This window comes from Loigolactobacillus backii (assembly GCF_003946275.1).
GTDB lineage: Bacteria > Bacillota > Bacilli > Lactobacillales > Lactobacillaceae > Loigolactobacillus > Loigolactobacillus backii.
Genome location: NZ_RHNQ01000018.1, coordinates 1 through 22485 on the forward strand (window position 1 = coordinate 1; position 22485 = coordinate 22485).

The following is a 22485-nucleotide window of genomic DNA, read 5'->3' on the forward strand; positions in this document are numbered from 1 at the left end:
GTCTTTAATACTGAGCGCAAATTTTATATGATTGTCTATAGGGTTCACGGTTTTCTCATATCCTTTCAAATGATACTGTAGTGGGTGGATTTTTTGGATGAGGGCTGTGAGCTCTTTTTCTGTCCTTAAATTGTAAATTCAAAGGCACAAAAAATCCTGTTAATAGTTTACCATTTGTAAACTATCAACAGGAAAAAGTATAGAGCCATTTATTTTAACAATTAGGCCGCACTTTTTTGTTATTCAGGAAAATTTTTATTAAGAATATAGTCGGGCAAATCTAGGTCGGGTTTGAAAAATACTTTTATTAGTATTTTCATGACTACTTTTGGGCAAACACTTCCTGGCAGTTTTATTTTCTAAAAGGTATTTCTAATTGACTAGCATTTAAATCCAAAATATAGTTGGCCTTCTTGGGGGAACGCAATGTCATGCCCATATCGGTTGCATAAACAACAAGTCCCAATTGGTGACCAGCGGCCAAGTGGAAACGAGTAGGTTGGAGTTCAAAGTGGACGGTGTAGAATTCGTTTGGGATAACTTCCTCATTTTTAAACGGTTGTTGCCGGTTTTGTAGATTAATGTGGCCCTTAGTAATCAGCTTAAATGGTGTGGTCTGTGCCTGCGTTGTGAACTCAACTAGGTCATCGCTCTTCCAGTTATAGCCGAGTTTATAGCCTGATCGTTCTAAGACAGTAGGTACTTCAGTTAAGCGCTTAGCGACACCATAATCGACCAACATCACACTTAAAAGTCCAGTTGGTTGGTCCACCGCGGCCTGTAAAGTAACGGTTGGTTTACCATCGATTATTTGTGTTTGTTTAAAGGGTGCTGTTTTTAAGCAGATTCGATTATTTTGGTAGGGGCCATCCGCGGTTAATAATTGCTGCTGCCATTGATGTTCATCACCGTTAGTTTGTTTAAATTGTTCTAGACCGTCATCTTTAAAACTTAGACTAGCTGCGGAAGTTGGTTTTGTTGTGGTCAGATCTTTAGTTGTTAAATGATAAAGTGTCAATTTTTGATCAATTCGCGACCAATCATGCTGGGGTGTCCAGGTTTCCGGAGTTAAATTATCCTGAATGGTGACGTTAGGTAAAATCTCTTTAGCATGATTGACCACACCATAAAGTTCATAACTTAACCAAAGATTCATCATGTCCGTAAAATCAATAGATGGCATGTTGTTCATGTAGATATGCTTACCTTGGTGTAAAAATAATTTGCGACTAATATTTTGTCCGCGTAAACCGGCCCAAAGTTTCTCAACATTTCGCGGTTTAACGTTCCAATCATTTAGCCCGTGAACCATTACCATATCGGCCTTCACGTTGCTTAAATTGCGGCGATAATTACGTTCATCCCAAAAATGATTGTAATTGCCGGTGACACGATCTTGGTCTTTGGCTAAAGCCGCAAGATTCTGCTGGAAAATAGTTTTTACCTGCGTGTAGTCACCAGCGTCCATTTGGCGGGAAAAACATAATTCAGCAAGCACATCAGCGTCTTCTCCTTGGCAATCAATAGGTGCAACGACTAGCCCATTATCGCGATAATAATCGTACCAACTGGAAATGGCCGCCTCTGAAATAACCGTTTTAAGTCCAGCAACACCAGTAGTTGCAGCTGCCGTAGCCAAGGTTCCAAGGTAAGATTTACCCGTCATTGCTACGTTTCCATTACACCACCAGGCCTTAATCACGATACCATCAGTTCTGTTAGTAAATGCCTTCCGATCACCATGCAGCCACTGAATGATGGCAATTGTGGATTCAGTTTCGGCCGGGGAGCCACAAGTTCGAATACCATCAGATCCACGTGTGCCAATCCCACCCGCGTAAACGTTAACGAAACCACGAGGTAGAAAATAATCATTTAGTGAATAAAAACTTGGTTCATCGCCATAACGTTCTGCCGTTTGGCTTTCACTATTAACCGGCATTTCCTCTGGTAATTGGGTGGTTGGTTCGCTGTAATTAATAGCAGCATAGTCCGTATTGCTGGGTGTTTTTGGACTGATTTCTTGATCAACTGAGTGAAGGTAGTCCGTAACGTCGTTCATTCCCTTGTAGTAGGGGTTAGCGGTGTATAAAACGGGCATTTTTAAGCCTTGGTTGGTTTCCCGTGGACGAAAAATGGTTGTCTCAAGTAAATCGCGGTGACCATCCTGATCAGTATCCAAACTGGATTCAACGTAAACGACTTCCTTAACAACTTGGTTGGGATCGAAAACTGGCTGCATTTTACCATTAAAGGTTAGTGGGTGGGGATTTTCTTTCGATTGAAAATCTTTAAAATAGCCGCGGTTAGCGAGATCGTCAAGAAAAGTAACGCCAAACCTAGTGTGTGTCGTTAATAGCAAGTAGCTGTTCTTTAAAAGTGCCTGATTGTCAAAAACAGCAGGTTCATTAAAGGCCAGTTTAGTTTGGCGCATGAATTCAAGTGGTGAATTGAGCTTGAAGTCAGTTTTCGGATGGAAGCCGAGAAGTTGTAAGGCAATATTATAAAAAATTTGGTTGTTAAACGGTTTGGCTTGGTCTAGTAGGTCAGTAACTGTGAAAACTGAAGTGGCTAATAAATTTGCACAGGCCGCCTTTTTTGTTGTTGCCGTATAGCAATCAGGAAAAACTTGGTTAAAAAAGTGAATGAGATTATCTTGTAAGGGACGTTTGAAAAAATTAGCGTCAATAAACTTAATCGCCAATAATTCATGCACCATGGTCTCTTGCGGAACTGTTATTTGTGCAAACTGATTAATTTTCATTGTAAGCCTCCTGTGATAATCGAGTCATTCTTTCAAAAATAAATAAAAAATGGTACAACTCAATTATAGTTCACAACTGAGTTATACCACTACGAAAATTTTTAGATTAAATTGTGCTAGAAAGTGTTTTACAAAGCAGTTAGAATTTGGCCGCCATTGAACTCACCTAATGAAAGAAGATATAGATAATGGCGGGCAACAAGATGGCAAGTAGCCAAATGAGATATCTGGCGCCAGTTGTACTGGTAGTTCGGTAAAGAATAAACGCAATGAACCAAATAATTAATACGCTAATTCCAAGCGTTAGCCAGTGAGCCATAATATCACTCCTTAATAATTGTGACGTTACAGTGGGAATTTTGAGCAATGTAGGTAGCAGTCGAGCCTAACTTACCGGATTCAAAAGCATTATTACCAGTAGCGCCAATAAATAATAAATCAAACTTTAATTGTTCAGTTAACGCTACGATTTGTTCTTTCGGGTAGCCATAAACAACCTTTGTTTCAACTTGTTTTAAACCAACCTTTTGTGCTTCTTCTGTGTAATCCGCGACGAGTTCAGTTGCCAAATTAGTTTCCTGATCAACTAAGTGTAAAAATGTATCGTGATAACGTTCAGCAAGGTAGCCGCGGTCATTAACAACGTAAAGAATAGTGAGCGCTGCTTGCACGGCCTTAGCTAACTCAACTGCGCGTTGAAATGCTGTGTACGCTGCCTTGGAACCATCGACGGCGACAAGAAAAGTTTGTTTCATCATTTAACCCCCTCGTTGTAAAGGCTTACCTTAACAACTTTAGTATACGGGGCCTTTAATGGAGAAGTCAAAAAAAATGGTTAAGTTAATAGAATAATAAATAAGCAAAAGTGGGTGCGAACAGTCAGGGAAGACTCGCAGATTTTGCAATAATGATTGCTAAATGATTTGCTGTTATCTTTTTTGATAATAGTATTATTAATTGTTCAGCGGCACTAAATTAAGTGAGAATAACGTTAAAAAGCCTTGAAAACAAATGACTCATAGGAATCGGCATAATAGTTTAATAAAAAATGAGATTACAAACTATCGGCGGTATAGGTACTTTAAATTGGTCTAGTCTAAAATTTAACTGCAAACAGTTTGATGAAAGCACTTGCAAAAAAGTCACCAGTAATGGTAGAGTAGTCTCTAAGAATTAATATTAATTAAAGTACAATTAGGAGGTACTTAAAAATGGCATATAAAACAATTAACCCCTATACGAATGAATTGGTAAAGACGTACCCGAATCATGACGATGCGTACGTTGAAAAGACGCTTAGTAAGGCCGATGCACTTTATCATCAATGGCGGAATCAACCAGTTAAAGAACGAACGGTTCTATTACAAGCGGTGAGTGACTATTTTACGGCACACACGGACGAACTGGCTAAAGTTCTTACAATTGATATGGGTAAACGGCTTAGCGAAGCAAAAGGTGAAGTGGCCATTTGTGCCGCAATTGCGCAATATTATGCGGATCACGGTGAAGAAATGCTTCAGCCACAGACGATTAAATCTTCGGCTGGTGAAGCACGAGAAGAAAAACACCCAGTTGGTACGTTGATGATGGTCGAGCCGTGGAACTTTCCATATTACCAGCTAATGCGAGTTTTCGCGCCCAACTTTGCGGTAGGTAATCCAGTTGTTTATAAGCACGCCAGTAATACACCGGCCTCGGCGGCAGCATTTGAGGAAGCAGTTTGTAATGCCGGAGTACCTGATGGCAGTTGTACCAATCTTTTCATTAGTTACGATCAAGTTTCTAACGTGATTGCTGACAAGCGAATCCATGGTGTGGCTTTGACTGGCTCCGAAAGAGCCGGCAAAAAAGTTGCGGCTGAAGCCGGGCAAAACTTGAAGAAAAGTACACTAGAATTAGGTGGTAGCGATGCGTTTATCGTTGCTGAAGATGCTAATCTAGAGGAAGTTAACAAGGTTGCCACTTCGGCACGGCTTTATAATGCAGGGCAAGTTTGCACGTCATCTAAGCGCTTTATTATTACCGAAAATCATTATGATGAATTTTTGGCCGCTTTAAAGAAGAGCTTCGCGCAAGTTAAGTGGGGCGATCCAATGGATGATGCAACAACTCTGGCACCGCTTTGTACGGTCAGCGCTAAGGAGAAACTTCAAGCGCAAGTAGATGATGCCATTGCTAACGGCGCAACACTTGAATACGGAAATCAGCCAATTGATCATCCTGGGAACTTCTTTGAGCCAACTATTTTAACTAATATTACGCGGGATAATCCAGCATACTTCACCGAATTCTTTGGCCCAGTTGCACAGGTTTATAAAGTTAAGGATGATGCAGCGGCAATTAAATTGGCCAATGATTCTGATTATGGTTTAGGTGGGGTTGTCTTTGCTGGTAATCCTAAGCATGGGGCAGAGATTGCGTCACAAATTGAAACCGGCCAAGTTTTCGTAAATACCTATTTTGGAACGTTACCTGAATTACCATTTGGCGGTGTCAAGAATTCTGGGTACGGGCGCGAACTTGGTCATTTAGGAATTAATGAGTTTGTTAATAACGAGTTAGTGGTTGTTAATCCAGAACCAAAAGTTGATTTTGAGAATACTTTTGGTGGCTTTGTTTAAGGCTAGCACTCAGAGCCATGTTTCTTGCGGCATGTACTTTGCCACAAGAATGGCCATCGTTCGTAGCATCAAGATTATTAGCGATTCTGACTAATAATCCTCAATTGCGAAGTAGAATCTAACCGTTTTTTCAAACACTCTCGTTAGGCACGTGAACCTGGACTTTTGGTGCACGTTCTGGCGTAATGTTTGGAAATAGGAAGAGGCTGGGGCTGTTGTCCCGGCCTCTTTTGCATGCCGTAAATTTGGTCGATTAATTATGTGCCGACAAGTTACAAACAATTTGTTATACTGGAGACAAGTTATTTTAATTAAAAGAGGTTGTAAAAAATGAAACAGCTCGCAGATGGTAATTGGCAATGGCCTCGTTACCAGGATTTCTTACCTGAATTTATTCAGGCTTACATGGCAGTTGATCCAACGATTGTTACTGATTTTGATCGTTATGTCACTAATTTTCCGAAACGAACTGAGATTTGTCAGCATTACGCTAAAAAATGGCTAACAATAAAGCAGGATGCTGGGCTTAACTTTCAACCAACTACTTTATCCGTTGGTGAATTATTAAATTTCATCAGTGAAATTTGGGCGCAAGAACCTGTTAATTTATACTCATTGATGAAGCATGGTATCACTGAACAGTTAGTTGCTGCCCGCTTTGAAAGTCTGGACCGGCTTTACGCCATGCTACATGCTACATGTCACCCCAAAGGAGAACTAAATGCCAAGTCATGAATCAAAAAACGACGACACTACCGCAGAAATAAACGTTGAAAAAACGGAAACAAAATTTTCTTGTCCAGTTTGTCAAGAAGAGTTAATTTTTGGTACAAAAGAATGTCGTTCTTGTGGTACGCAGATATTTTACCGTGACTTATCAAACGAATATTGGAACGAACGCAAACTAAAGATGTTACACAATAGTGATGCAATCGGTCATTAAAATGAAATGTCGTTGACACGCCGGTTTTTCTTATTTATAATTAAGCCTGTTATTGTCTCAGTAGCTCAGCTGGATAGAGCAATGGTCTTCTAAACCATGGGTCGTGGGTCCGAATCCCACCTGAGGCATAAATAGTAACTGCAAGTAGTTTTTTAAATAGCTTAAATGCCTTTATATCGGGTATTTAGACTATTTTTTTATTTTTTGCTACTGCAAGTATATCAATTTAAACTGGGCATAAACTGGGCTGATGAGTTGCTTTTTTCTATCACTGCAGGTTTGTTTATTTTAAGTGGGAATTACCTTCGACAAAAATGCTAACTTTAAACCCGTATCTGTTGTACTATACTAATTAATTAGGTAATTTAATTGTCCTTGCAACGTTGCGCTGTCTTTATATCAGTCTAAAAAAATAATTATCGGTATAAGTCGCCGCAAAATTATTTTATAAGTAAATAAATTGCTTAAAAATAGAGGCCTGCTAAATTTATATTTGGCAGGCCCTTATTTTTATTCTATTCTAATTTAATTACATGAAGGTTGTCATCAATATCATATAGATCATATTTATCAGTTTCAATAAATTGGTGGTTTTTAAGGTTAGCAAAAATGTAATGACAAACTAAAGTTGCTATTTCATTTGTGAGACAATCTTGATTAATAGTAATAATAGAATTCTTATTTGTGTGAAAATAATCAATAGTGAGTTCATTGTTGTACATTTCAACAAATACCACCTTATCAGTGTTTTCAAAAGTCCAACCTGGCATAAATATATTACTTCCTTTCATGTATCTATTTAGTAAGATACGTAAAAGTAAGCCATTTATTTTTTAATTAATAATTAAGTTGTGTTAAATATATGTGAACTACAAATCACATTCTAGCTAAACATCATCAAACAACTAAAATCATTTTTTTAAGCACACCAAACTTCCTAGAATTTAATTTCCGGCCGCAGTCGAATTAGCGTTAACACCGTTATCTGTTGATTGCGCATTTGCTGCACTTGTTCCAGTGGCATTTAAGTTGCCGCCACCAATCCAATCAGTTTGACCTTGCGTTCCAGAATTGGATGAATCACTGGAATCATCTCCAGAAGTAGCTGGTGGTGTTTGCTGTGATTGCGCTTGAGCGGCCTGCTGACTTTGTTGTGCCTGCTGTTGACTAGCCTGGGCAATTTGTTGACTACTTGCAATTGCGGCCTGTTCTGAACTATTGGCCGCGGCCGTTTGGGAGGAACTATCAGCTGCCTGTTGTTGGGCAATAGAAGAAGATTGGGCGGCGGCTGAGCTTTCACTTGCGGCTTCAGTGCTTGATGCACTGGCGGCCTTGGCCTTACGCTTGCTTTCAGATTTGGCCTTGGCACTGGCTTTCTTAGCCGAAGAACGTTTGGCCTTAGCTTCAATTTTGGCCTTACTTTCTGCCTTAGCTGCAGTTTTTTTCTTACTACTTTGCTGTTTGGCCACACTTTCAGATTTAGCCTTTGCTAACGAGCTACTTTTGCTCGCCAAATTATTTCCACAAGCGGTCAGGTTAATAGTGGCCAGGGCGATGATTCCCAAACTAACTAATTTTTTCATCATTTATTCCTCCAAATAAATTATTCCTCCAAAATTATCGTAAAATTCCCCAAAAGTTGGAAATTGCTTTAAAATAACGCTATTTGTTCCTTAAAAGCCTAACTAAATTCCCAAGTTTACTCGATTTAGTAAATTCAGAAACATCTTCAGTGACTTCGATGCAACCAATGTAATCCCCTGAATCATTATGTAAGGCGTAGAAGGCGATGTGAATTTGTTTACCTTTTGCAGGAACTGTCATCTGGATGGAATCACGTTCACCGCTGTGCATTTCAGCAAGTACTTTTTTTACGCGACCAGCACTGTGAGCGGGATGGACAGCCAATACAGGTTGGTTAAGTTTACTAGTATCGCGTGCGAATAAACGATTAGTGTTATTTGAATACCAACGCACAATATCGTTTTCATCAATGAAATCAAATTCTTGGGGGATTGTCTTGAAGATTGCGTTGAGTTGTTCTAATTTTAAGGTTCCACTGGCTAAATTTACTTTCATCTGTTGATCATTCAATTGAAATTAACTCCTTATAGGTATTGTATTTATAGCTATTAGTATAGCAGAGCAGTCTCTATAAAAAAGTTAATTTACAGTGATTTGTTTTCGGATAACCCGTTTGTTAGTTATTAAGGATTGTAAAATTACTTTTGAAACAGTTTTAGTATAATTTAGCCGTAATAGGGTATATATTTATCCTAGAATATCAATGAGGAAGCGATATGAAATGTACAAAGTGTTGGTGGTACTTCATGATGGGAATGATTATATTCGAATGAACAAGGTGTATTTTGAAAATATTCCGGTAGCCGGTCAGTATATTATTCATTCTGACGGCCTCGCTTATGCCGTCGAAGAAGTGACAAGTTTTGCGGGTTACGTAAGTAGTAAAGGTGCAACTACGATTCTAATCGTTCATCAGGCACAAAAAGATGCTGCTGTTAATAAACTCTACGGCATGAATATTGAAAGCGATCTTGATGATCCAGAATAATAACGTGATGTTATTCTAAAAGGTAGTTGTGAGGTTATTAAATCAATTCGAGAAATAAACGATTATTTAAAGATAATTAGGCACTTTTCGTGTATTGATAGTTACTTAAATGGTAAACTATACATGGTAGTAAATAAATCAAGATTAGGAGTGGTTATATGGCAGAAAAGACATTTACAAAAGCTGAGTTAGCTAAGTTTGATGGTAAGAATGGTAACAAGGCTTACGTTGCAATTGATGGCGCTGTTTATGATGTTACCAACATTCCCCAGTGGGCTGAAGGTCAACATCATGGCCATGTTGCTGGTCAAGATTTGTCAGAAGCGATTACTCAGGCGCCCCATAAAAAATCGGTTTTACAGAAATTAACAGTGGTTGGTAAATATAGCGCAGAATAAATTTTTAGGCTTTTTGGCGTTATTTTATCTTGACCAAATTAGAGGAAGCAGGGAGGTTACAAACTCTGTTTCCTCTTTCATTTATTGTAAGGGTCCTTAGGTAGCCTTTTAAGTGTCAATTTATATAATCGGGAAGCTGAATATTTTGATTGCATATTGATACAAAGTTTGCTATCATTAGAACGTTGTATTTGTAGCTTCCAAAGCTGCAACCGCACGAAGCGAGTTTTTAAGTTTCGTCTGAACACTTGTATTCGGCGAGTCTAAGATATTAAGGAGGTGCATATTAATGTACGCAATTATTAAAACTGGTGGTAAACAACTTAAGGTAGAAGCTGGCGAACAAATTTGGGTTGAAAAACTCGATGCTAACGAAGGTGAACAAGTTACGTTCAGCGACGTTATCCTTGTTGGTGGCGATGATACTAAGATTGGCGCACCAACAGTTGACGGTGCAACTGTTACTGGTACAGTTGAAAAGCAAGGTAAGGAAAAGAAGGTTGTTACTTTCAAGTACAAGCCTAAGAAACATAGCCATACTAAGCGTGGCCATCGTCAACCATATACTCGTGTCAAAATTGACGCAATTAACGCATAGTTAAAAGTGGTGACACAATGATAAAAGCTAGTTTTGAGCGAAATGCAGAACAGGAAATTATTTATTTTCGGTTAACTGGTCACGCCGATTCTGGCCCTTACGGTAGTGATATCGTTTGTGCCGCTGTTTCGGCAGTCGCAATTGGTGCAGTTAATGGCGTTGAAGTATTGGCTGGGTTTGAACCACAAGTTAAGATGGATGCTGAAAATGGAGGCCATTTAGAGCTTCGATTACCGGCTAACTTAACTTTGGAACAAAATAAGACAGCACAAATTATCCTCGCCAATTTACATTTATCGCTTGAAAGTATTGTTGCAAGTTATCCAGATTATGTTGTAATCAAAAAATAAAATCTATCAAAAACGTAGGAGGTGCACGCATATGTTGAAAATGGATCTGCAATTCTTCTCTCACCATAAAGGTGGTGGTTCCACTGCTAACGGCCGTGATTCAGCTGGCCGTCGTTTAGGCAGCAAACGTGCTGATGGTCAAACAGTTACAAGTGGTTCAATTCTTTATCGTCAACGCGGAACTAAAATTCATCCTGGCGAAAACGTTGGGATTGGCGGCGATGATACATTATTTGCTTTAACAGATGGCGTTGTTCGTTTTGAACGTCTTGGTAAAAAGAAGAAAAAAGTTTCTGTTTACCCAGCTGAAGCAGCTGCTAAATAATTATTTAAAGGTCGAGGGCGTTTGCCTTTGGCCTTTTTTTGTGGTTTAGTGTATTTCGTTTATAGTTAGTTTTTGCTATACTGTTAGGCGTAAGTAAAAATGAGAGTGGGGAGGGTTGAGGCTATGGCAAGTCGGTTAGAGCGATTACGTGAAAAGTTGGCAGAAATTGGATTAGATGGTCTATTAGTAACTAGTCAGGCCAATTTACGTTATTTGTCGGCTTTTACTGGAACGACAGGTGTAGCCTTGATTACGCGTACTGCTGCTTATTTTATAACTGATTCGCGTTATTTAATTCAAGCGCAACAACAAGTGGCCCCACGTGGTTTTGTGATTACTGAAAATAAAGGGTCAATTTACGACATGGTGAATCAACTATTGCTGGACTGTCAGTTAACGACGTTAGGCTTTGAAGAGGCCTATATTTCTTTTCAAACCTATGATGAACTGGCGGACTTATTTGATGTTGGTTTGGTTCCTGTTGCCGGTATGATTGAGGAATTACGTGAAATTAAAGAACCAGCAGAGCTTGAACTAATTGAAAAGGCGATTAAGATTGCTGATCAAGGTTATCAACATATACTGGTCACCATTCGTCCTGGAATGACTGAACGACAAGTAGCAAATGAATTGGATTTTTATATGCGTAAACTAGGCGCTAGTGGTACTTCATTTGAGACAATTGTTGCTAGTGGTGTGCGATCAGCGTTACCACATGGTGTTGCGACTGATAAGATTATTCAGCAGCATGAATTAATTACGGTTGATTTCGGTTGCTACTATCACGGGTACGTTTCTGACGTGACCCGAACTTTCGCGATTGGCCGGCCAGATACCCAATTACAAGAAATTTATAAGATTGTGCTTGAAGCACAACAGGCTGTTGTAGATCAATTGCAACCGGGTGTTACTGGCGCAACAATTGATGCAGCGGCACGTGACCGGATTACTAAGGCTGGTTATGGGCCTGAATTTGGCCACGATACAGGTCATGGAATTGGTTTAGAAATACATGAAGGGCCGTATGCCGGTCCGAAAGTTCAGCAGCAATTTATAGTTGGCAATGTTGAAACTGCTGAACCAGGTATTTATCTGCCTGGGCTTGGTGGTGTTAGAATAGAAGATGATCTGTTAGTGACGCCAACGGGAAATCAGGTTTTAAATCAGGCACCGAAGCATGAATTGATTGTTCTCTAAGTACTGATTTACCGAATATTTGGCCGCGATCGGCGATCAATTTAATTAGTTATGAAACGTTAGTAAAAATTGTGCTCTAGCCAAATTTACTTTATTTTGTAAAAGTAACAAGAATTAAATGAAATATGTTTACTAGCTATGGCTCAAGTATATAAATCTGCGCCGCTACTGGCTTTCCAAAAGCGGAATTTTAGTCAATAATTGACCAAAAAGATATTATGGATTTTAGGAGGAACAATACGGATGATTTCAGTTAATGATTTTAAGACTGGTTTGACAATTGAAGTTGAAGGTGAATTATGGCGGGTGGTTGAATTTCAGCACGTTAAACCTGGTAAGGGTAGTGCCTTTGTTCGGTCAAAGCTTAAAAATTTACGTACGGGTGCTGTACAAGAAAAAACTTTTGCGGCAGGTAAAAAAGTGGGCCGCGCCCAAATTGATAATAAAAAAATGCAATATCTCTATCAAGATGGTGATAATTATGTCTTTATGGATACGGCAACTTACGAGCAATTATCTTTACCTGGTACTCAGATTAAGGATGAGCTAAATTACATCAAAGAGAATATGGAAGTTAGCGTTAGTATGTATGGTAGTGAAACCTTAGGTATTTCTTTACCTAATACAGTTGAATTAGAAGTTGCGGAAACTGAACCAGGAATTCGTGGTGATACACAATCTGGTGGCTCAAAACCCGCAACGATGGAAACTGGTTTAGTTGTTCAGGTACCATTTTTCATTAATGTTGGCGAAAAATTATTGATTAGTACTCAAGATGGTTCGTATATTTCACGTGCCTAGTTTGTTGTAGAAGAACGATTGTTGCGTAATTAGGGGACAATAAAAGATTTTCAGCCGTTGATTACGTATAATGACGATCACAGTATACAAAACAAACCTTAGAAAATTGAGGAGGCCATGTTTCGAGTGCATAATTTATTATGCAAGGAGAATGGTCATCCTCCGAAAATAAGATTTTGTGGTGACACAAAATAACCCTGATAGAATTGAGGAGGTTCAGAATATGGCTGAAGACAACAATATTGTTTTGGATTCAAAGGAACAACCTTCCCTTGGAAAAATTGAAATTGCACCAGAAGTAATCGAGATTATTTTAGGAATTGCGGCCCGTGAAGTGAAGGGTGTTTATCAAATGCGGGGAACACTTGCCTCAAGTATTAACGCGTTATTTGGTCGGGAAAATCGTGGTAAGGGCGTTAAACTAAGCGTTTCTGACGGTAAAATCAAGGCCGAAGTTTACGTTTATTTAAATTATGGTGTTTCGGTACCTCAGGTCGCTTTAAAAATGCAGGATCGAATTAAAGAACAATTGTTATTTATGACGGATCTTTCATTAGTAGAGGTTAATATTCATGTGGTGGGGGTTATTCCGGAAAAATTGGCAACAACTGTTGATCCTAACAACCTATTTGCGGACGATGATGATGAAAATGGTGATAATAAGTGACAATTACACGGCATAAAATTCGGGAATTAGCTTTTCAAACGCTTTTTGCAATTGATGCTAATCCAGAAGTTGATCAAACGGCCTTAATGAATTCATTATTAGCGCCAGTTGACTCAGTTACTGAAGAATCAGTGATCCCAGCATATTTACAAAGCCTAGTAACTGGCGTGTCCAATAGTACGGAAGTATTAGATGAACAGATTGCTGTACATTTAAGTAAAAATTGGTCGATTAAACGGATTGCTAAAACAGATTTGGTTATATTACGGATTGCCATTTTTGAGATTACTAATGTGGAAGATGTTCCGGCACGGGTTGCCGTCAATGAAGCTTTAGAGTTGGCTCGTAAATACAATGATGAACGTTCACGTCGTTTTATTAATGGTGTTTTATCGGCTATTTTACGTGAACAGGCAACACCGAATAATTAATTTTACAATGGACCAAAAAAGCAGTTTAGCCTTAGTGAATCCCAGTTTTCTGCAATTATTTAAATGTAGATTGGGTGTAAAATGACAAACTGTTTTTTTGTCTAGCTTACATAAATTATGGGCCGTTGATTAGTTTTTAATGAAAAGGGTGGTTTTTTGGCAACTGTAATAGATGGTAAAGCCGTATCTGGGGAGATTATGGCCGATTTAACACTGGAGGTAGCTCAACTAAAACAGCAGGGAGTAGTTCCGTGTTTGGCCGTTGTTATTGTGGGTGATGATCCGGCTAGCCACGTTTATCTACGTAGTAAGCAACGCCGCGCAAAAAAATTAGGAATTAGAGTGCTTGTTAAAGCTCTGGCTGAAACGGCGACTGAGGCGGCAGTGCTTAAGGTATTGGCCGAGTTAAATCAGGATCCAAAGATTAACGCAATTCTAGTTGAAATGCCTTTACCCAAACAGATTAATCAGCAACATATTTTAGAGGCAATCAATCCGGCCAAAGATGTGGATGGGTTTCACCCGATTAATTTGGGCCAATTATTTGCGGGGACGCCTAGAAATATTCCGAATACACCCTATGGCGTCATGAAATTATTGGCGCATTATCAAATACCGCTGGCAGGTAAAAATGCGGTTGTTATTGGTCGAAGTGTGATTGTTGGTCGACCAATGGCGGCTTTATTAATGAATCAAAACGCGACCGTGACCGTTGCCCACAGTTACACGACTAATTTAAGTGCTTTAACGAAGCAAGCAGATGTTTTGGTAGTTGCGGCTGGTAAGGCCAATTTTATTCATGGGGATGCCATCAAGCCTGGTGCAACCGTTATTGACGTAGGTATGAACCGAACGGCAGCCGGTAAATTAGTGGGCGACGTTTCCTATCAAGAGGCTAGCCAGGTAGCCAGTGCGATTACGCCGGTTCCCGGTGGTGTTGGGCCGATGACAATCACGATGTTGATGTACCAAATTGTGAAATTAACAAAGGGTGTGGCTTAAATGGCAACGCAAACTGATTATTTATCAGTTACAGCATTAACTAAATATTTAAAGCGCAAATTTGATAGTGATCCCTATTTAGATCGCGTTTATTTAACCGGTGAAATTTCTAACTTTCGTTTACGTCCCAACGCCCACCAGTATTTTTCTTTGAAAGATGATCACGCTAAGATTAGTGCAATTATGTTTCGTTCTGCCTTCAATAAAGTGAAATTTACCCCTGAAGAAGGGATGAAGGTTTTGGTTGTCGGACGCATTTCATTATACGAGCCGTCTGGAAGTTATCAGATCTACGTTGAACGGATGGAACCCGATGGTGTTGGGGCGCTTTATCAGGCTTATGAACAATTAAAAAAGAAGTTGACTCAAGAAGGGCTATTTGCGGCACCTAAAAAACCGTTAGTCCGTTTTCCAAAACGAATTGCAGTTATTACGAGTCCAAGTGGTGCGGTTATTCGTGATATTATTACCACAACTAGACGGCGCTACCCAATTGCACAACTTATTTTATTTCCAACGCTGGTTCAAGGAACTGAGGCGGCCAGTGATATTACCGCTAAAATTCAGCAGGTTAATCGAATTGGCAATTTTGATACGTTAATCGTTGGTCGTGGTGGGGGTTCGATTGAAGATTTGTGGCCTTTTAATGAAGAAAAAGTAGCTCGTGCAATTTTTGCTAGTCAAGTGCCCATTATTTCTTCAGTTGGTCACGAAACTGACACAACGATTGCTGATTTGGTTGCTGATGTACGTGCGGCAACACCAACGGCCGCTGCTGAATTAGCCGTTCCGGTACTCAGTGATGAAGTATTGAAATTGCAGCAGCAACGAATCCGTTTATTTCAAGCTCTACAGGCTAAACTAGCCGTCGCTAAAAAGCAATTAGAACGTTTGCGGCAATCTTACGTTTTTCGGCAGCCCAATCGGCTTTATGATGGGTACAGTCAACGAGTTGATAGTTTAAAACAACAGCTGACAAGTGGGTTTCAGCAAACGTATTTAAAACAAAATCAGCAGGTCGCTATTTTAAAAACACGCTTGAAGCAGCAAACACCTTTACGAATGATTCAGTTGGCCCAAGAAAATCTACAACGGCAGCAACAACAGTTAACGGATGCTGGTCAGCGTTATTTTCAGAAAAAACGGCAGCTTTTACAGCAACAAATTCAATCGCTTGATTATTTAAGTCCTTTAAAAATTATGCAGCGGGGTTACAGCTACGTAACTGATGACCAGGGAAATGTTTTAAAACGTGCGACCGATTTTAAACCGGCCAACGACGTTACGTTACACGTGTTGGACGCAACTGTGATGGCAACGATTAAGAAGGTCACATTAAATGAGCAAAAGGAGGAAGACAATGGCTAAAGAACAACCATCATTTGAGGATAATCTCACCCAATTAAATGAGATTGTCACGAATCTGGAAAAAGGTGACGTTCCATTAGAAGAAGCGTTGAGCGAATTTCAAAAGGGTGTTACGTTAAGTAAAAACCTACAGGATACTTTAGACCACGCCGAGAAGACGTTGACAAAAATGATGAATGAAGATAATCAGGAAGTACCTTTTGAGGGGCCTGAAGGGACAGACGATAAAAATGACGACTAAACTAACTCGTTTGACAACAGAAATGGTGCCTGCATTGGATAGTCTATTAACCATGAAAATCCAGCATGATGTGCCAGATGAGACGCTGCAAAGTGCAATGGCATATTCAGTAATGGCTGGTGGTAAGCGATTACGACCACTTTTACTTTTGGCAACCGTGCAAACTTTTTTGCCGGGTCAAATACCACAAAGTTTACAGGCGGCGGCTGCAATTGAATTAGTGCATACATACTCATTGATTCATGATGATCTACCAGCAATGGACAACGATGATCTCCGTCGTGGCAAACCGACTAATCACGTCAAATTCGGGGAAGCACAGGCTATTTTGGCCGGTGATGGTCTCTTAACCTTGGCTTTTCAGTGGTTAAGCGATTGCCAGTTAGCGGCTGAGGTCAAGGTTGCTTTAGTGCATGAATTAGCGTTAGGTGCCGGGCCTGCCAAAATGGTGGCGGGCCAAAGTGAAGATATCGCTGGTGAAGCGCGGCAATTAACGTTACCGCAACTACAAGCATTACATGAAAAGAAAACGGGAGCATTGATCAAGGCAAGCATCTTAATGGGTGCCGATATTGCAGGTGTTCAAGATTACCGGCGTGCTGCCTTAACTAAATATGCTGTCAATCTTGGTTTAGCTTTTCAAATCAGAGATGACATTCTGGATGTCACAAGTACGGCTGAGGAATTAGGTAAGCCAGTTCATCAAGATGAGGCTGCCCACAAGAATACTTATCCTGGATTATTAGGATTGGCCGGCGCCAAAGACTCATTTAATAAGGCCATTGCAGCTACTAGGTTGGCACTTGATCCATTAGTTGCGTCAACCGACATAACATTATTTGAAGATTTTGCTGATTATTTGGAAAAATGAGGGAATAGTTTGAAAAAAGAGCGGATTGATGTTTTATTGACACAGCAAGGGCTATTTGATTCTCGTGAACAGGCCAAGCGTGCGGTAATGGCCGGTGAAGTATACGATAAAAATGATCAACGTTACGATAAACCAGGTAGTAAAATTGCGGCCGACGCGGTGTTACACCTTAAAGGCAAACACTTACCGTACGTCAGTCGTGGTGGCTTAAAATTGGCCAAAGCATTAAAAGTTTTTAAGTTAGATGTCACTGATAAAATCGTTTTGGATATCGGTTCGTCAACCGGTGGCTTTACAGACGTTGTCTTACAAAATGGGGCTAAGATGAGTTATGCGCTTGATGTAGGGACCAATCAATTGGTATGGAAACTGCGGGAGGATCCGCGAGTTGTTGTAATGGAACAAACCAATTTTAGGTACAGTAAGCCAGTAGATTTTACTGCTGGTCAACCTAATTTTTCGTCGATTGATGTTTCATTTATTTCTTTGCGGCTAATTTTACCAAATTTAGCAACTATTTTGGCCCCACAAGGCGATGTTGTTGCGTTGATTAAGCCACAATTTGAGGCTGGTCCCAAAAATGTTGGTAAAGGTGGGATTGTTCGTGATCGTAAAGTCCACCAACAAGTTTTAGAAACTATCCTAACTTTTGCGGCCAGCCATCATTATAATGTGCTGAACTTAGATTTTTCACCAATTAAAGGCGGCGAACGCGGTGGTGAAGGAAATATTGAATTTATCACGCATTTACAGTTGGCCGATAGTGAAGAAGGCCAAATTGCGGCAAATGTTTCAATTGATGAAACGCTTAAGGCGGCCTACCAGGCACTTAACGGTGCAAAAGCGTAACTTTTACTTTATCTCCTTTTAAAAATACGCTATCATTAAGAAAAAACTTGCGGATTAAGAGGGTGATGGATTGCGTAAAGTAGAACGGCAACGAATTATTAGACAGTTACTCGATGAACATGATGTTGAGAAGCAAGAAGATTTGGTTGCGCTGTTAGATCACGCTGACATTAAGGTGACCCAGGCGACAATTTCCCGGGACATCAAGGATATGCAGTTAGTCAAGGTACCGTCACCCAGCGGCGGCTATCGTTATAGTTTGCCGGCGCAACAAGCAATGGACACGGAAAAGAAGCTTAAACGAACGCTTTATGATGCTTATGTTTCTTTGGACGTTCAGGATTATTTTATCGTTTTAAAGGCTCTACCAGGTAATGGCACAGCAATTGCGACTTTAATTGACCAAATGAATTTTGACGGTGCTTTTGGGACAATTGGCGGTGACGATACTGTTCTTATTATTGCCAAGTCGGCTGATGATGCGCAACATTTATACCAGACACTTTTGGACTTGCTTGAACAATAGGCAAGTTCTTTATTTTTAAATTGAGGAGTGTTCATGTGTTACAAGAATTAGCAATTCGTGATTTTGCAATTATTGAAAAATTAAATATTGAATTTGATTCTGGCATGACCGTACTAACTGGTGAAACCGGGGCCGGTAAATCTATTATTATAGATGCGGTTGGTTTACTGGCGGGTGGGCGCGGTTCACAAGAATTTATTCGAACTGGCGCCAGCAAGGCTCGGCTTCAGGGCCAGTTTCATTTACCGTCTACTGCGTTAACCTTCTCGTTACTCGATAAGTACGGTATCGAACATCATGATCAAGATGTTTTGTTACAACGTGATTTACACCGCAGTGGTCGTAATGTTTGTCGAATTAACGGTCAGCTAGTTAACACGGCTACCCTAAAAGAGATTGGTGAAACTATCGTTGATATTCACGGTCAAAACGAGCATCAAGAATTGATGCACGCTGAAAAGCACCTTGGTTTGTTAGATGAATTTAGCAAACAGGAAGTTGTACCAGTACGAACGCGTTACGAAGCGGCCTATCAAACTTATCAACAGTTAAATCGCGCCTACCAGCAACGTCTGGCCAATGAAAAAGAGTGGGCCCAGCGACTGGATATGTTGCGTTTTCAAGTTAATGAAATCGAGGCAGCACAATTAAAAGAAAACGAAGAAATTACGCTAACTAAAGAAAAAGATCACCTTAGTAATTTTCAACAAATTAATGACGCGCTTCAGCATAGTTACGATGCAATTAGTAGCGATGAGGCAGAAACGCTGGATCACATTGGCGCCGCCATGACCGACTTACAGCAAATTGCTGACTTTGATGATAACTACAAGTCTTTAGCGGAAAGTGTGCAAACGGCCTACTATACGCTGCAGGACGTTTCATCAGATATTTTAAAACAGACCGATTTATTGGATTGGGATGAAGGTCGCCTTGATGAAATTGAAAAGCGGCTAGAGGTGATTGAACAGCTAAAACATAAATATGGTGACAGTACGACGCAAATATTGCATTACTACCATAAAATTAAACAAGAGTTGCAACAAATGGAAGCCACCGAAAATGATGAGGGTCAATTAGAAGCGGATGTGGCGGCTGCTAAAGATAAATTGCTAACGATTGGTGAGCAACTTACTAAAATTCGAAAAAAAGGTGCAAAACAGTTAGCTCAGGCCATTCACCAGCAATTACGGGAGCTTTATATGGAAAAAACAGTTTTCTCCGTTGTTTTTAAACCACAATCAGGCACGCATTTCTACGCGACAGGTTTGGATGATGTTGAATTCTACATTCAAACTAATCCAGGAGAAACTGCTCGGCCACTTGCAAAAATTGCTTCTGGTGGTGAATTGTCCCGGATGATGTTGGCGCTGAAAACAATCTTTACTCGTAGTCAGGGAATTACCAGTATCGTTTTTGATGAAGTTGATACAGGGGTTAGCGGTCGTGTGGCCCAAGCAATTGCGGATAAGATTAGTGGCATTGCCCGTTTTTCACAGGTGCTTTGCATTACACACTTACCACAAGTGGCGGCTATGAGTGATCATCATTTCTTTATTCAAAAACAAATCGTGGGTAAACGAACGAAAACAACCGTTGCGGCACTAACCCTAAATTCGCGGGTTGATGAATTAGCCAGGATGCTAGCGGGGACAACCGTTACTAAGTTAACTCTTGAGCACGCAAAGGAGCTTTTAGAATTAGCGGAGACTGAGAAAAGTAAGGTTATTCAGCGCACAACTGAGTAAAATTGTGATTAGATTGCGATCACTTCAAATTAAATCAAAAAAAGAGGTTGCTAACAATAATTGAACTACAGGTTAGCTGTAAACTTAGGCTAAGCTTGTACTTCAATTATTGTAACAATCTCTGCTGCAATCGTAATTTAAGCGAGTTCGATATAGCGAATGGCATTAGCAGTAACTAAATGAATTAATTTTTGATCGAGGCTAGTAAAAAATGTAATGTGACCGCGCTGATTAAAGTAACCCGTCATGGCCGCCTGACCACCGTGATCAAAATCATTAAACTGGACGGTGACTAGTTGTTTGCGCGTGAGGACTTGTTTTAAGTAGTAGTTGATTTGAAAGAGAGGCATTTGCGGTTTTGCGGCTAAGTTTAATTGATCCTCAGGGGTTAGCAACTTATTGTAGGAAGTTTGAATCCGCGAACCTAAAGCCCTTAATCTAACTTGTTTTATTTCCATTTTAATTGCCTCCGAACGTTTGTTTGTATCATCATTATACGAACAAATGTTCAAAAAAAGCAACTGCTCTTTATAATTTAATTGTGTTTTATAGTGACGCCAGGCTTTGAAGCATGTTAAACTTATCTCAATAAAATTCTGGGAGGCACCGTAAATTGGCTAACCAAATTAATTTTGAAATTGAAGAAACGATTGGCACCCTAAGTAGCAATAAAAGTGGTTGGACGAAAGAACTTAATTTAATTAGTTGGAATGGTCGGCCACCCAAGTTTGATTTGCGCGATTGGGCACCTGACCACGCAAAAATGGGCAAGGGCATTACTTTAACTAACGACGAAGTGGCATCTTTACGTGAAATCCTTGTTGGTATGGTTAATGAATAACTTGAAAAAAGTTGAAAAAAAGTGCAAAATGAAATTTAATACGTTTAAGGAAGAAGGAGAAGTAAGCTAATGGCAACGCGTGGAATGTTAATTGTGCTGTCTGGGCCATCGGGCGTTGGTAAAGGAACTGTTCGTAAGGCAATGTTTCGTGATAATAAGAAACGAGATTTTGTCTACTCAGTGTCGATGACAACCCGAAAGCCACGACCTGGAGAAGTTGATGGCGTGGACTATTATTTTCGTAGTGAGCAGGAGTTTAAACACGAGATTGCGACTGACGGCATGCTCGAGTATGCTCAATACGTCGATCATTATTACGGGACACCGTTGAAGTACGTTAATCAAACGTTGGACTCTGGTAAGGATGTTTTTTTAGAAATTGAAGTCAACGGTGCAATGCAGGTTCGTGAAAAATGTCCAGACGGTGTTTTTATTTTCCTAACACCACCTGATTTATCTTCTCTCAAAGAACGAATTAAGGGACGTGGCTCTGAAGATAGCCAAACAATTAATAAACGGATGGTTAAGGCTGTGGAAGAGATTAAAATGATGCAGCAATACGATTATGCCGTAGTTAACGACCGAGTTTTCCTTGCGGTTAAACGAATTGAGAATATTATTGAAAGTGAACATTTGCGTGTAAAACGAGTTATGACGCAATATGAAAAAATGATTGGAGCGGTTGAAAAATGATTTTATATCCCTCAATTGATAAATTATTGGAAAAAGTTGATTCACGTTATTCGTTGGCAGTTTTAGCGGCTAAGCGTGCCCATGAAATTGAAGCTGGTGCTTTAAAGATGCTACCGGAATATCGGTCACCACAAACGGTGGGCCAAGCCTTAGAAGAAATTGCCGAAGGTGACGTTATCATTGATCCGGCTTCACAAATGACTGAACGGGAAGCAGAAGCAATTGACGAAGAAAATAAGCACGATAAATAATTAATATCAACTTGAAGGTCAGGAAAATTCCTGTCCTTTTTTTGTGGCAGGCGCAAAGCTATTTTAGTTGTTTTCTGCTACAATTATAGGCAGTGGAATTTGGGAGTCTTTGAAAAAGCGTTCAGATTCTATTTCGCAATTGAGACTTATTACTAGCTTCGCTGACGTTGTCGATCGGACTAAGAAAAAATAAGGTCCGAGTCGCGGCTCAAAACGCTAACCAGCTTACTGTGCCATTTGTTGTCCATTCAACTATGGCAAAACTCGCCAAGTTGAAACCAGGTAACTGTAGGCAGTTTTTTTCACGGGTTTACACTAAATTAGTTCAGAAGATACTAGCAAACGTTTTTTTCAAACACGCTTGCACTAAACAAGGAAAAACTAACCTAAACGTAGTCTAAGTTGATCGATGAAGAAGTGGAGGAACT

At 39.9% G+C, this 22485-nt stretch carries 29 protein-coding genes, 1 tRNA gene and 1 other annotated feature; of the genes, 23 read left to right on the plus strand and 7 right to left on the minus strand.

The features are described from left to right. Positions 1-352 precede the first annotated feature (352 nt). The 3 genes from EKM61_RS04675 to EKM61_RS04680 form a co-directional block, all read right to left on the minus strand. Positions 353-2764, minus strand: coding sequence for a Xaa-Pro dipeptidyl-peptidase (locus tag EKM61_RS04675; protein ID WP_068223783.1), 2412 nt, complete (start codon positions 2762-2764; stop codon positions 353-355). A gap of 166 nt (positions 2765-2930) precedes the next feature. Then, positions 2931-3083: a hypothetical protein gene (locus EKM61_RS12010; protein WP_156519987.1), complete on the minus strand. Its 153-nt coding sequence runs from the start codon at positions 3081-3083 to the stop codon at positions 2931-2933. 4 nt (positions 3084-3087) lie between these two features. Continuing rightward, positions 3088-3522, minus strand: coding sequence for a universal stress protein (locus tag EKM61_RS04680; protein ID WP_068223786.1), 435 nt, complete (start codon positions 3520-3522; stop codon positions 3088-3090). Between the two features lie 453 nt (positions 3523-3975). Here EKM61_RS04680 and EKM61_RS04685 point away from each other — a divergent pair, with 453 nt between their 5' ends. The 4 genes from EKM61_RS04685 to EKM61_RS04700 all read left to right on the plus strand — a co-directional run bounded on the left by EKM61_RS04685 (position 3976) and on the right by EKM61_RS04700 (position 6456). Next, positions 3976-5385 carry an NAD-dependent succinate-semialdehyde dehydrogenase gene (locus tag EKM61_RS04685; RefSeq protein WP_068376981.1) on the plus strand — a complete coding sequence of 470 codons (1410 nt, stop codon included), beginning with the start codon at positions 3976-3978 and terminating at the stop codon, positions 5383-5385. Between the two features lie 330 nt (positions 5386-5715). Continuing rightward, positions 5716-6120, plus strand: a complete 405-nt coding sequence (locus EKM61_RS04690; protein ID WP_225359733.1) for a hypothetical protein — start codon at positions 5716-5718, stop codon at positions 6118-6120. Beyond that, positions 6107-6328, plus strand: a complete 222-nt coding sequence (locus tag EKM61_RS04695) for a hypothetical protein (RefSeq protein WP_225359734.1) — start codon at positions 6107-6109, stop codon at positions 6326-6328. The genes EKM61_RS04690 and EKM61_RS04695 overlap by 14 nt, the downstream gene beginning before the upstream one ends. Before the next feature lie 54 nt (positions 6329-6382). Beyond that, positions 6383-6456 (plus strand) — tRNA-Arg (locus EKM61_RS04700). Positions 6457-6843: 387 nt separating this feature from the next. Here the strand turns inward: EKM61_RS04700 and EKM61_RS04705 are convergent. From EKM61_RS04705 to EKM61_RS04715, 3 genes are all read right to left on the minus strand, one after another. Beyond that, entirely contained in the window at positions 6844-7098 is a 255-nt protein-coding gene (locus EKM61_RS04705) for a hypothetical protein (protein ID WP_068223792.1), read from the minus strand. 174 nt (positions 7099-7272) lie between these two features. After that, complete coding sequence (locus tag EKM61_RS04710) at positions 7273-7914, minus strand: hypothetical protein (protein ID WP_125636166.1); 642 nt, start codon at positions 7912-7914, stop codon at positions 7273-7275. Between the two features lie 76 nt (positions 7915-7990). Continuing rightward, the gene (locus EKM61_RS04715) at positions 7991-8407 is read right to left on the minus strand and encodes a PAS domain-containing protein (protein ID WP_068226204.1); all 417 of its coding nucleotides are present in this window, start codon (positions 8405-8407) and stop codon (positions 7991-7993) included. A 226-nt stretch (positions 8408-8633) separates the two neighbouring features. Here EKM61_RS04715 and EKM61_RS04720 point away from each other — a divergent pair, with 226 nt between their 5' ends. From EKM61_RS04720 to recN, 16 genes are all read left to right on the plus strand, one after another. Next, positions 8634-8900: a LysR family transcriptional regulator gene (locus EKM61_RS04720; RefSeq protein ID WP_068223798.1), complete on the plus strand. Its 267-nt coding sequence runs from the start codon at positions 8634-8636 to the stop codon at positions 8898-8900. Between the two features lie 158 nt (positions 8901-9058). Then, positions 9059-9298: a cytochrome b5 domain-containing protein gene (locus EKM61_RS04725; protein ID WP_068223801.1), complete on the plus strand. Its 240-nt coding sequence runs from the start codon at positions 9059-9061 to the stop codon at positions 9296-9298. Positions 9299-9498: 200 nt separating this feature from the next. Then, positions 9499-9573 (plus strand) — a sequence feature (ribosomal protein L21 leader region). 14 nt (positions 9574-9587) lie between these two features. Beyond that, positions 9588-9896: a 50S ribosomal protein L21 gene (gene rplU / locus EKM61_RS04730; protein WP_068223803.1), complete on the plus strand. Its 309-nt coding sequence runs from the start codon at positions 9588-9590 to the stop codon at positions 9894-9896. A 17-nt stretch (positions 9897-9913) separates the two neighbouring features. Next, on the plus strand, positions 9914-10246 hold the full coding sequence (locus tag EKM61_RS04735) for a ribosomal-processing cysteine protease Prp (protein WP_068223806.1): 333 nt from the start codon (positions 9914-9916) through the stop codon (positions 10244-10246). Between the two features lie 31 nt (positions 10247-10277). Continuing rightward, positions 10278-10571, plus strand: a complete 294-nt coding sequence (rpmA, locus tag EKM61_RS04740) for a 50S ribosomal protein L27 (RefSeq protein WP_068223809.1) — start codon at positions 10278-10280, stop codon at positions 10569-10571. Positions 10572-10694: 123 nt separating this feature from the next. After that, complete coding sequence (locus tag EKM61_RS04745; RefSeq protein ID WP_068223812.1) at positions 10695-11768, plus strand: M24 family metallopeptidase; 1074 nt, start codon at positions 10695-10697, stop codon at positions 11766-11768. A gap of 243 nt (positions 11769-12011) precedes the next feature. Further along, positions 12012-12569, plus strand: a complete 558-nt coding sequence (gene efp, locus EKM61_RS04750; protein ID WP_068223815.1) for an elongation factor P — start codon at positions 12012-12014, stop codon at positions 12567-12569. A gap of 223 nt (positions 12570-12792) precedes the next feature. After that, a complete protein-coding gene (locus EKM61_RS04755; protein WP_068223819.1) occupies positions 12793-13236 on the plus strand; it encodes an Asp23/Gls24 family envelope stress response protein in 444 nt (147 codons plus the stop codon). After that, on the plus strand, positions 13233-13667 hold the full coding sequence (gene nusB / locus EKM61_RS04760; RefSeq protein WP_068376978.1) for a transcription antitermination factor NusB: 435 nt from the start codon (positions 13233-13235) through the stop codon (positions 13665-13667). The genes EKM61_RS04755 and nusB overlap by 4 nt, the downstream gene beginning before the upstream one ends. 156 nt (positions 13668-13823) lie before the next feature. Then, complete coding sequence (locus EKM61_RS04765) at positions 13824-14669, plus strand: bifunctional 5,10-methylenetetrahydrofolate dehydrogenase/5,10-methenyltetrahydrofolate cyclohydrolase (protein WP_075168906.1); 846 nt, start codon at positions 13824-13826, stop codon at positions 14667-14669. Beyond that, positions 14670-16037, plus strand: coding sequence for an exodeoxyribonuclease VII large subunit (gene xseA / locus EKM61_RS04770; protein ID WP_068223825.1), 1368 nt, complete (start codon positions 14670-14672; stop codon positions 16035-16037). Next, positions 16030-16278 carry an exodeoxyribonuclease VII small subunit gene (locus EKM61_RS04775; protein ID WP_068223828.1) on the plus strand — a complete coding sequence of 83 codons (249 nt, stop codon included), beginning with the start codon at positions 16030-16032 and terminating at the stop codon, positions 16276-16278. The genes xseA and EKM61_RS04775 overlap by 8 nt, the downstream gene beginning before the upstream one ends. After that, a complete protein-coding gene (locus tag EKM61_RS04780; protein WP_068223830.1) occupies positions 16268-17149 on the plus strand; it encodes a polyprenyl synthetase family protein in 882 nt (293 codons plus the stop codon). The genes EKM61_RS04775 and EKM61_RS04780 overlap by 11 nt, the downstream gene beginning before the upstream one ends. 9 nt (positions 17150-17158) lie before the next feature. After that, positions 17159-17998 carry a TlyA family RNA methyltransferase gene (locus EKM61_RS04785; protein ID WP_068223835.1) on the plus strand — a complete coding sequence of 280 codons (840 nt, stop codon included), beginning with the start codon at positions 17159-17161 and terminating at the stop codon, positions 17996-17998. Between the two features lie 70 nt (positions 17999-18068). Further along, on the plus strand, positions 18069-18524 hold the full coding sequence (argR, locus tag EKM61_RS04790) for an arginine repressor (protein WP_068223840.1): 456 nt from the start codon (positions 18069-18071) through the stop codon (positions 18522-18524). 35 nt (positions 18525-18559) lie between these two features. After that, the gene (gene recN, locus EKM61_RS04795; RefSeq protein ID WP_068223843.1) at positions 18560-20272 is read left to right on the plus strand and encodes a DNA repair protein RecN; all 1713 of its coding nucleotides are present in this window, start codon (positions 18560-18562) and stop codon (positions 20270-20272) included. Positions 20273-20409: 137 nt separating this feature from the next. On the opposite strand, the gene EKM61_RS04800 is transcribed toward recN, so the two are convergent. Further along, on the minus strand, positions 20410-20730 hold the full coding sequence (locus tag EKM61_RS04800; protein ID WP_068223846.1) for a hypothetical protein: 321 nt from the start codon (positions 20728-20730) through the stop codon (positions 20410-20412). A gap of 155 nt (positions 20731-20885) precedes the next feature. On the opposite strand from EKM61_RS04800, the gene EKM61_RS04805 reads away from it, so the two are divergent. The 3 genes from EKM61_RS04805 to rpoZ all read left to right on the plus strand — a co-directional run bounded on the left by EKM61_RS04805 (position 20886) and on the right by rpoZ (position 22057). Continuing rightward, positions 20886-21113: a YdbC family protein gene (locus EKM61_RS04805; protein ID WP_068223848.1), complete on the plus strand. Its 228-nt coding sequence runs from the start codon at positions 20886-20888 to the stop codon at positions 21111-21113. A 69-nt stretch (positions 21114-21182) separates the two neighbouring features. Next, on the plus strand, positions 21183-21806 hold the full coding sequence (gene gmk, locus EKM61_RS04810; RefSeq protein WP_068223850.1) for a guanylate kinase: 624 nt from the start codon (positions 21183-21185) through the stop codon (positions 21804-21806). Continuing rightward, complete coding sequence (rpoZ, locus tag EKM61_RS04815; protein WP_068223851.1) at positions 21803-22057, plus strand: DNA-directed RNA polymerase subunit omega; 255 nt, start codon at positions 21803-21805, stop codon at positions 22055-22057. Before gmk ends, rpoZ begins: the two co-directional genes overlap by 4 nt. Positions 22058-22485 lie beyond the last annotated feature (428 nt).

What these genes read in the sequence shown, in the direction of transcription:
- EKM61_RS04675 (WP_068223783.1), bottom strand. Translation starts at nt 2,764, where the DNA reads ATGAAAATTAATCAGTTTGCACAAATAACAGTTCCGCAAGAGACCATG.
- EKM61_RS12010 (WP_156519987.1), bottom strand. Translation starts at nt 3,083, where the DNA reads ATGGCTCACTGGCTAACGCTTGGAATTAGCGTATTAATTATTTGGTTC.
- EKM61_RS04680 (WP_068223786.1), bottom strand. Translation starts at nt 3,522, where the DNA reads ATGATGAAACAAACTTTTCTTGTCGCCGTCGATGGTTCCAAGGCAGCG.
- EKM61_RS04685 (WP_068376981.1), top strand. Translation starts at nt 3,976, where the DNA reads ATGGCATATAAAACAATTAACCCCTATACGAATGAATTGGTAAAGACG.
- EKM61_RS04690 (WP_225359733.1), top strand. Translation starts at nt 5,716, where the DNA reads ATGAAACAGCTCGCAGATGGTAATTGGCAATGGCCTCGTTACCAGGAT.
- EKM61_RS04695 (WP_225359734.1), top strand. Translation starts at nt 6,107, where the DNA reads ATGCCAAGTCATGAATCAAAAAACGACGACACTACCGCAGAAATAAAC.
- EKM61_RS04705 (WP_068223792.1), bottom strand. Translation starts at nt 7,098, where the DNA reads ATGCCAGGTTGGACTTTTGAAAACACTGATAAGGTGGTATTTGTTGAA.
- EKM61_RS04710 (WP_125636166.1), bottom strand. Translation starts at nt 7,914, where the DNA reads ATGATGAAAAAATTAGTTAGTTTGGGAATCATCGCCCTGGCCACTATT.
- EKM61_RS04715 (WP_068226204.1), bottom strand. Translation starts at nt 8,407, where the DNA reads ATGAAAGTAAATTTAGCCAGTGGAACCTTAAAATTAGAACAACTCAAC.
- EKM61_RS04720 (WP_068223798.1), top strand. Translation starts at nt 8,634, where the DNA reads ATGTACAAAGTGTTGGTGGTACTTCATGATGGGAATGATTATATTCGA.
- EKM61_RS04725 (WP_068223801.1), top strand. Translation starts at nt 9,059, where the DNA reads ATGGCAGAAAAGACATTTACAAAAGCTGAGTTAGCTAAGTTTGATGGT.
- rplU (WP_068223803.1), top strand. Translation starts at nt 9,588, where the DNA reads ATGTACGCAATTATTAAAACTGGTGGTAAACAACTTAAGGTAGAAGCT.
- EKM61_RS04735 (WP_068223806.1), top strand. Translation starts at nt 9,914, where the DNA reads ATGATAAAAGCTAGTTTTGAGCGAAATGCAGAACAGGAAATTATTTAT.
- rpmA (WP_068223809.1), top strand. Translation starts at nt 10,278, where the DNA reads ATGTTGAAAATGGATCTGCAATTCTTCTCTCACCATAAAGGTGGTGGT.
- EKM61_RS04745 (WP_068223812.1), top strand. Translation starts at nt 10,695, where the DNA reads ATGGCAAGTCGGTTAGAGCGATTACGTGAAAAGTTGGCAGAAATTGGA.
- efp (WP_068223815.1), top strand. Translation starts at nt 12,012, where the DNA reads ATGATTTCAGTTAATGATTTTAAGACTGGTTTGACAATTGAAGTTGAA.
- EKM61_RS04755 (WP_068223819.1), top strand. Translation starts at nt 12,793, where the DNA reads ATGGCTGAAGACAACAATATTGTTTTGGATTCAAAGGAACAACCTTCC.
- xseA (WP_068223825.1), top strand. Translation starts at nt 14,670, where the DNA reads ATGGCAACGCAAACTGATTATTTATCAGTTACAGCATTAACTAAATAT.
- EKM61_RS04775 (WP_068223828.1), top strand. Translation starts at nt 16,030, where the DNA reads ATGGCTAAAGAACAACCATCATTTGAGGATAATCTCACCCAATTAAAT.
- EKM61_RS04780 (WP_068223830.1), top strand. Translation starts at nt 16,268, where the DNA reads ATGACGACTAAACTAACTCGTTTGACAACAGAAATGGTGCCTGCATTG.
- EKM61_RS04800 (WP_068223846.1), bottom strand. Translation starts at nt 20,730, where the DNA reads ATGGAAATAAAACAAGTTAGATTAAGGGCTTTAGGTTCGCGGATTCAA.
- gmk (WP_068223850.1), top strand. Translation starts at nt 21,183, where the DNA reads ATGGCAACGCGTGGAATGTTAATTGTGCTGTCTGGGCCATCGGGCGTT.
- rpoZ (WP_068223851.1), top strand. Translation starts at nt 21,803, where the DNA reads ATGATTTTATATCCCTCAATTGATAAATTATTGGAAAAAGTTGATTCA.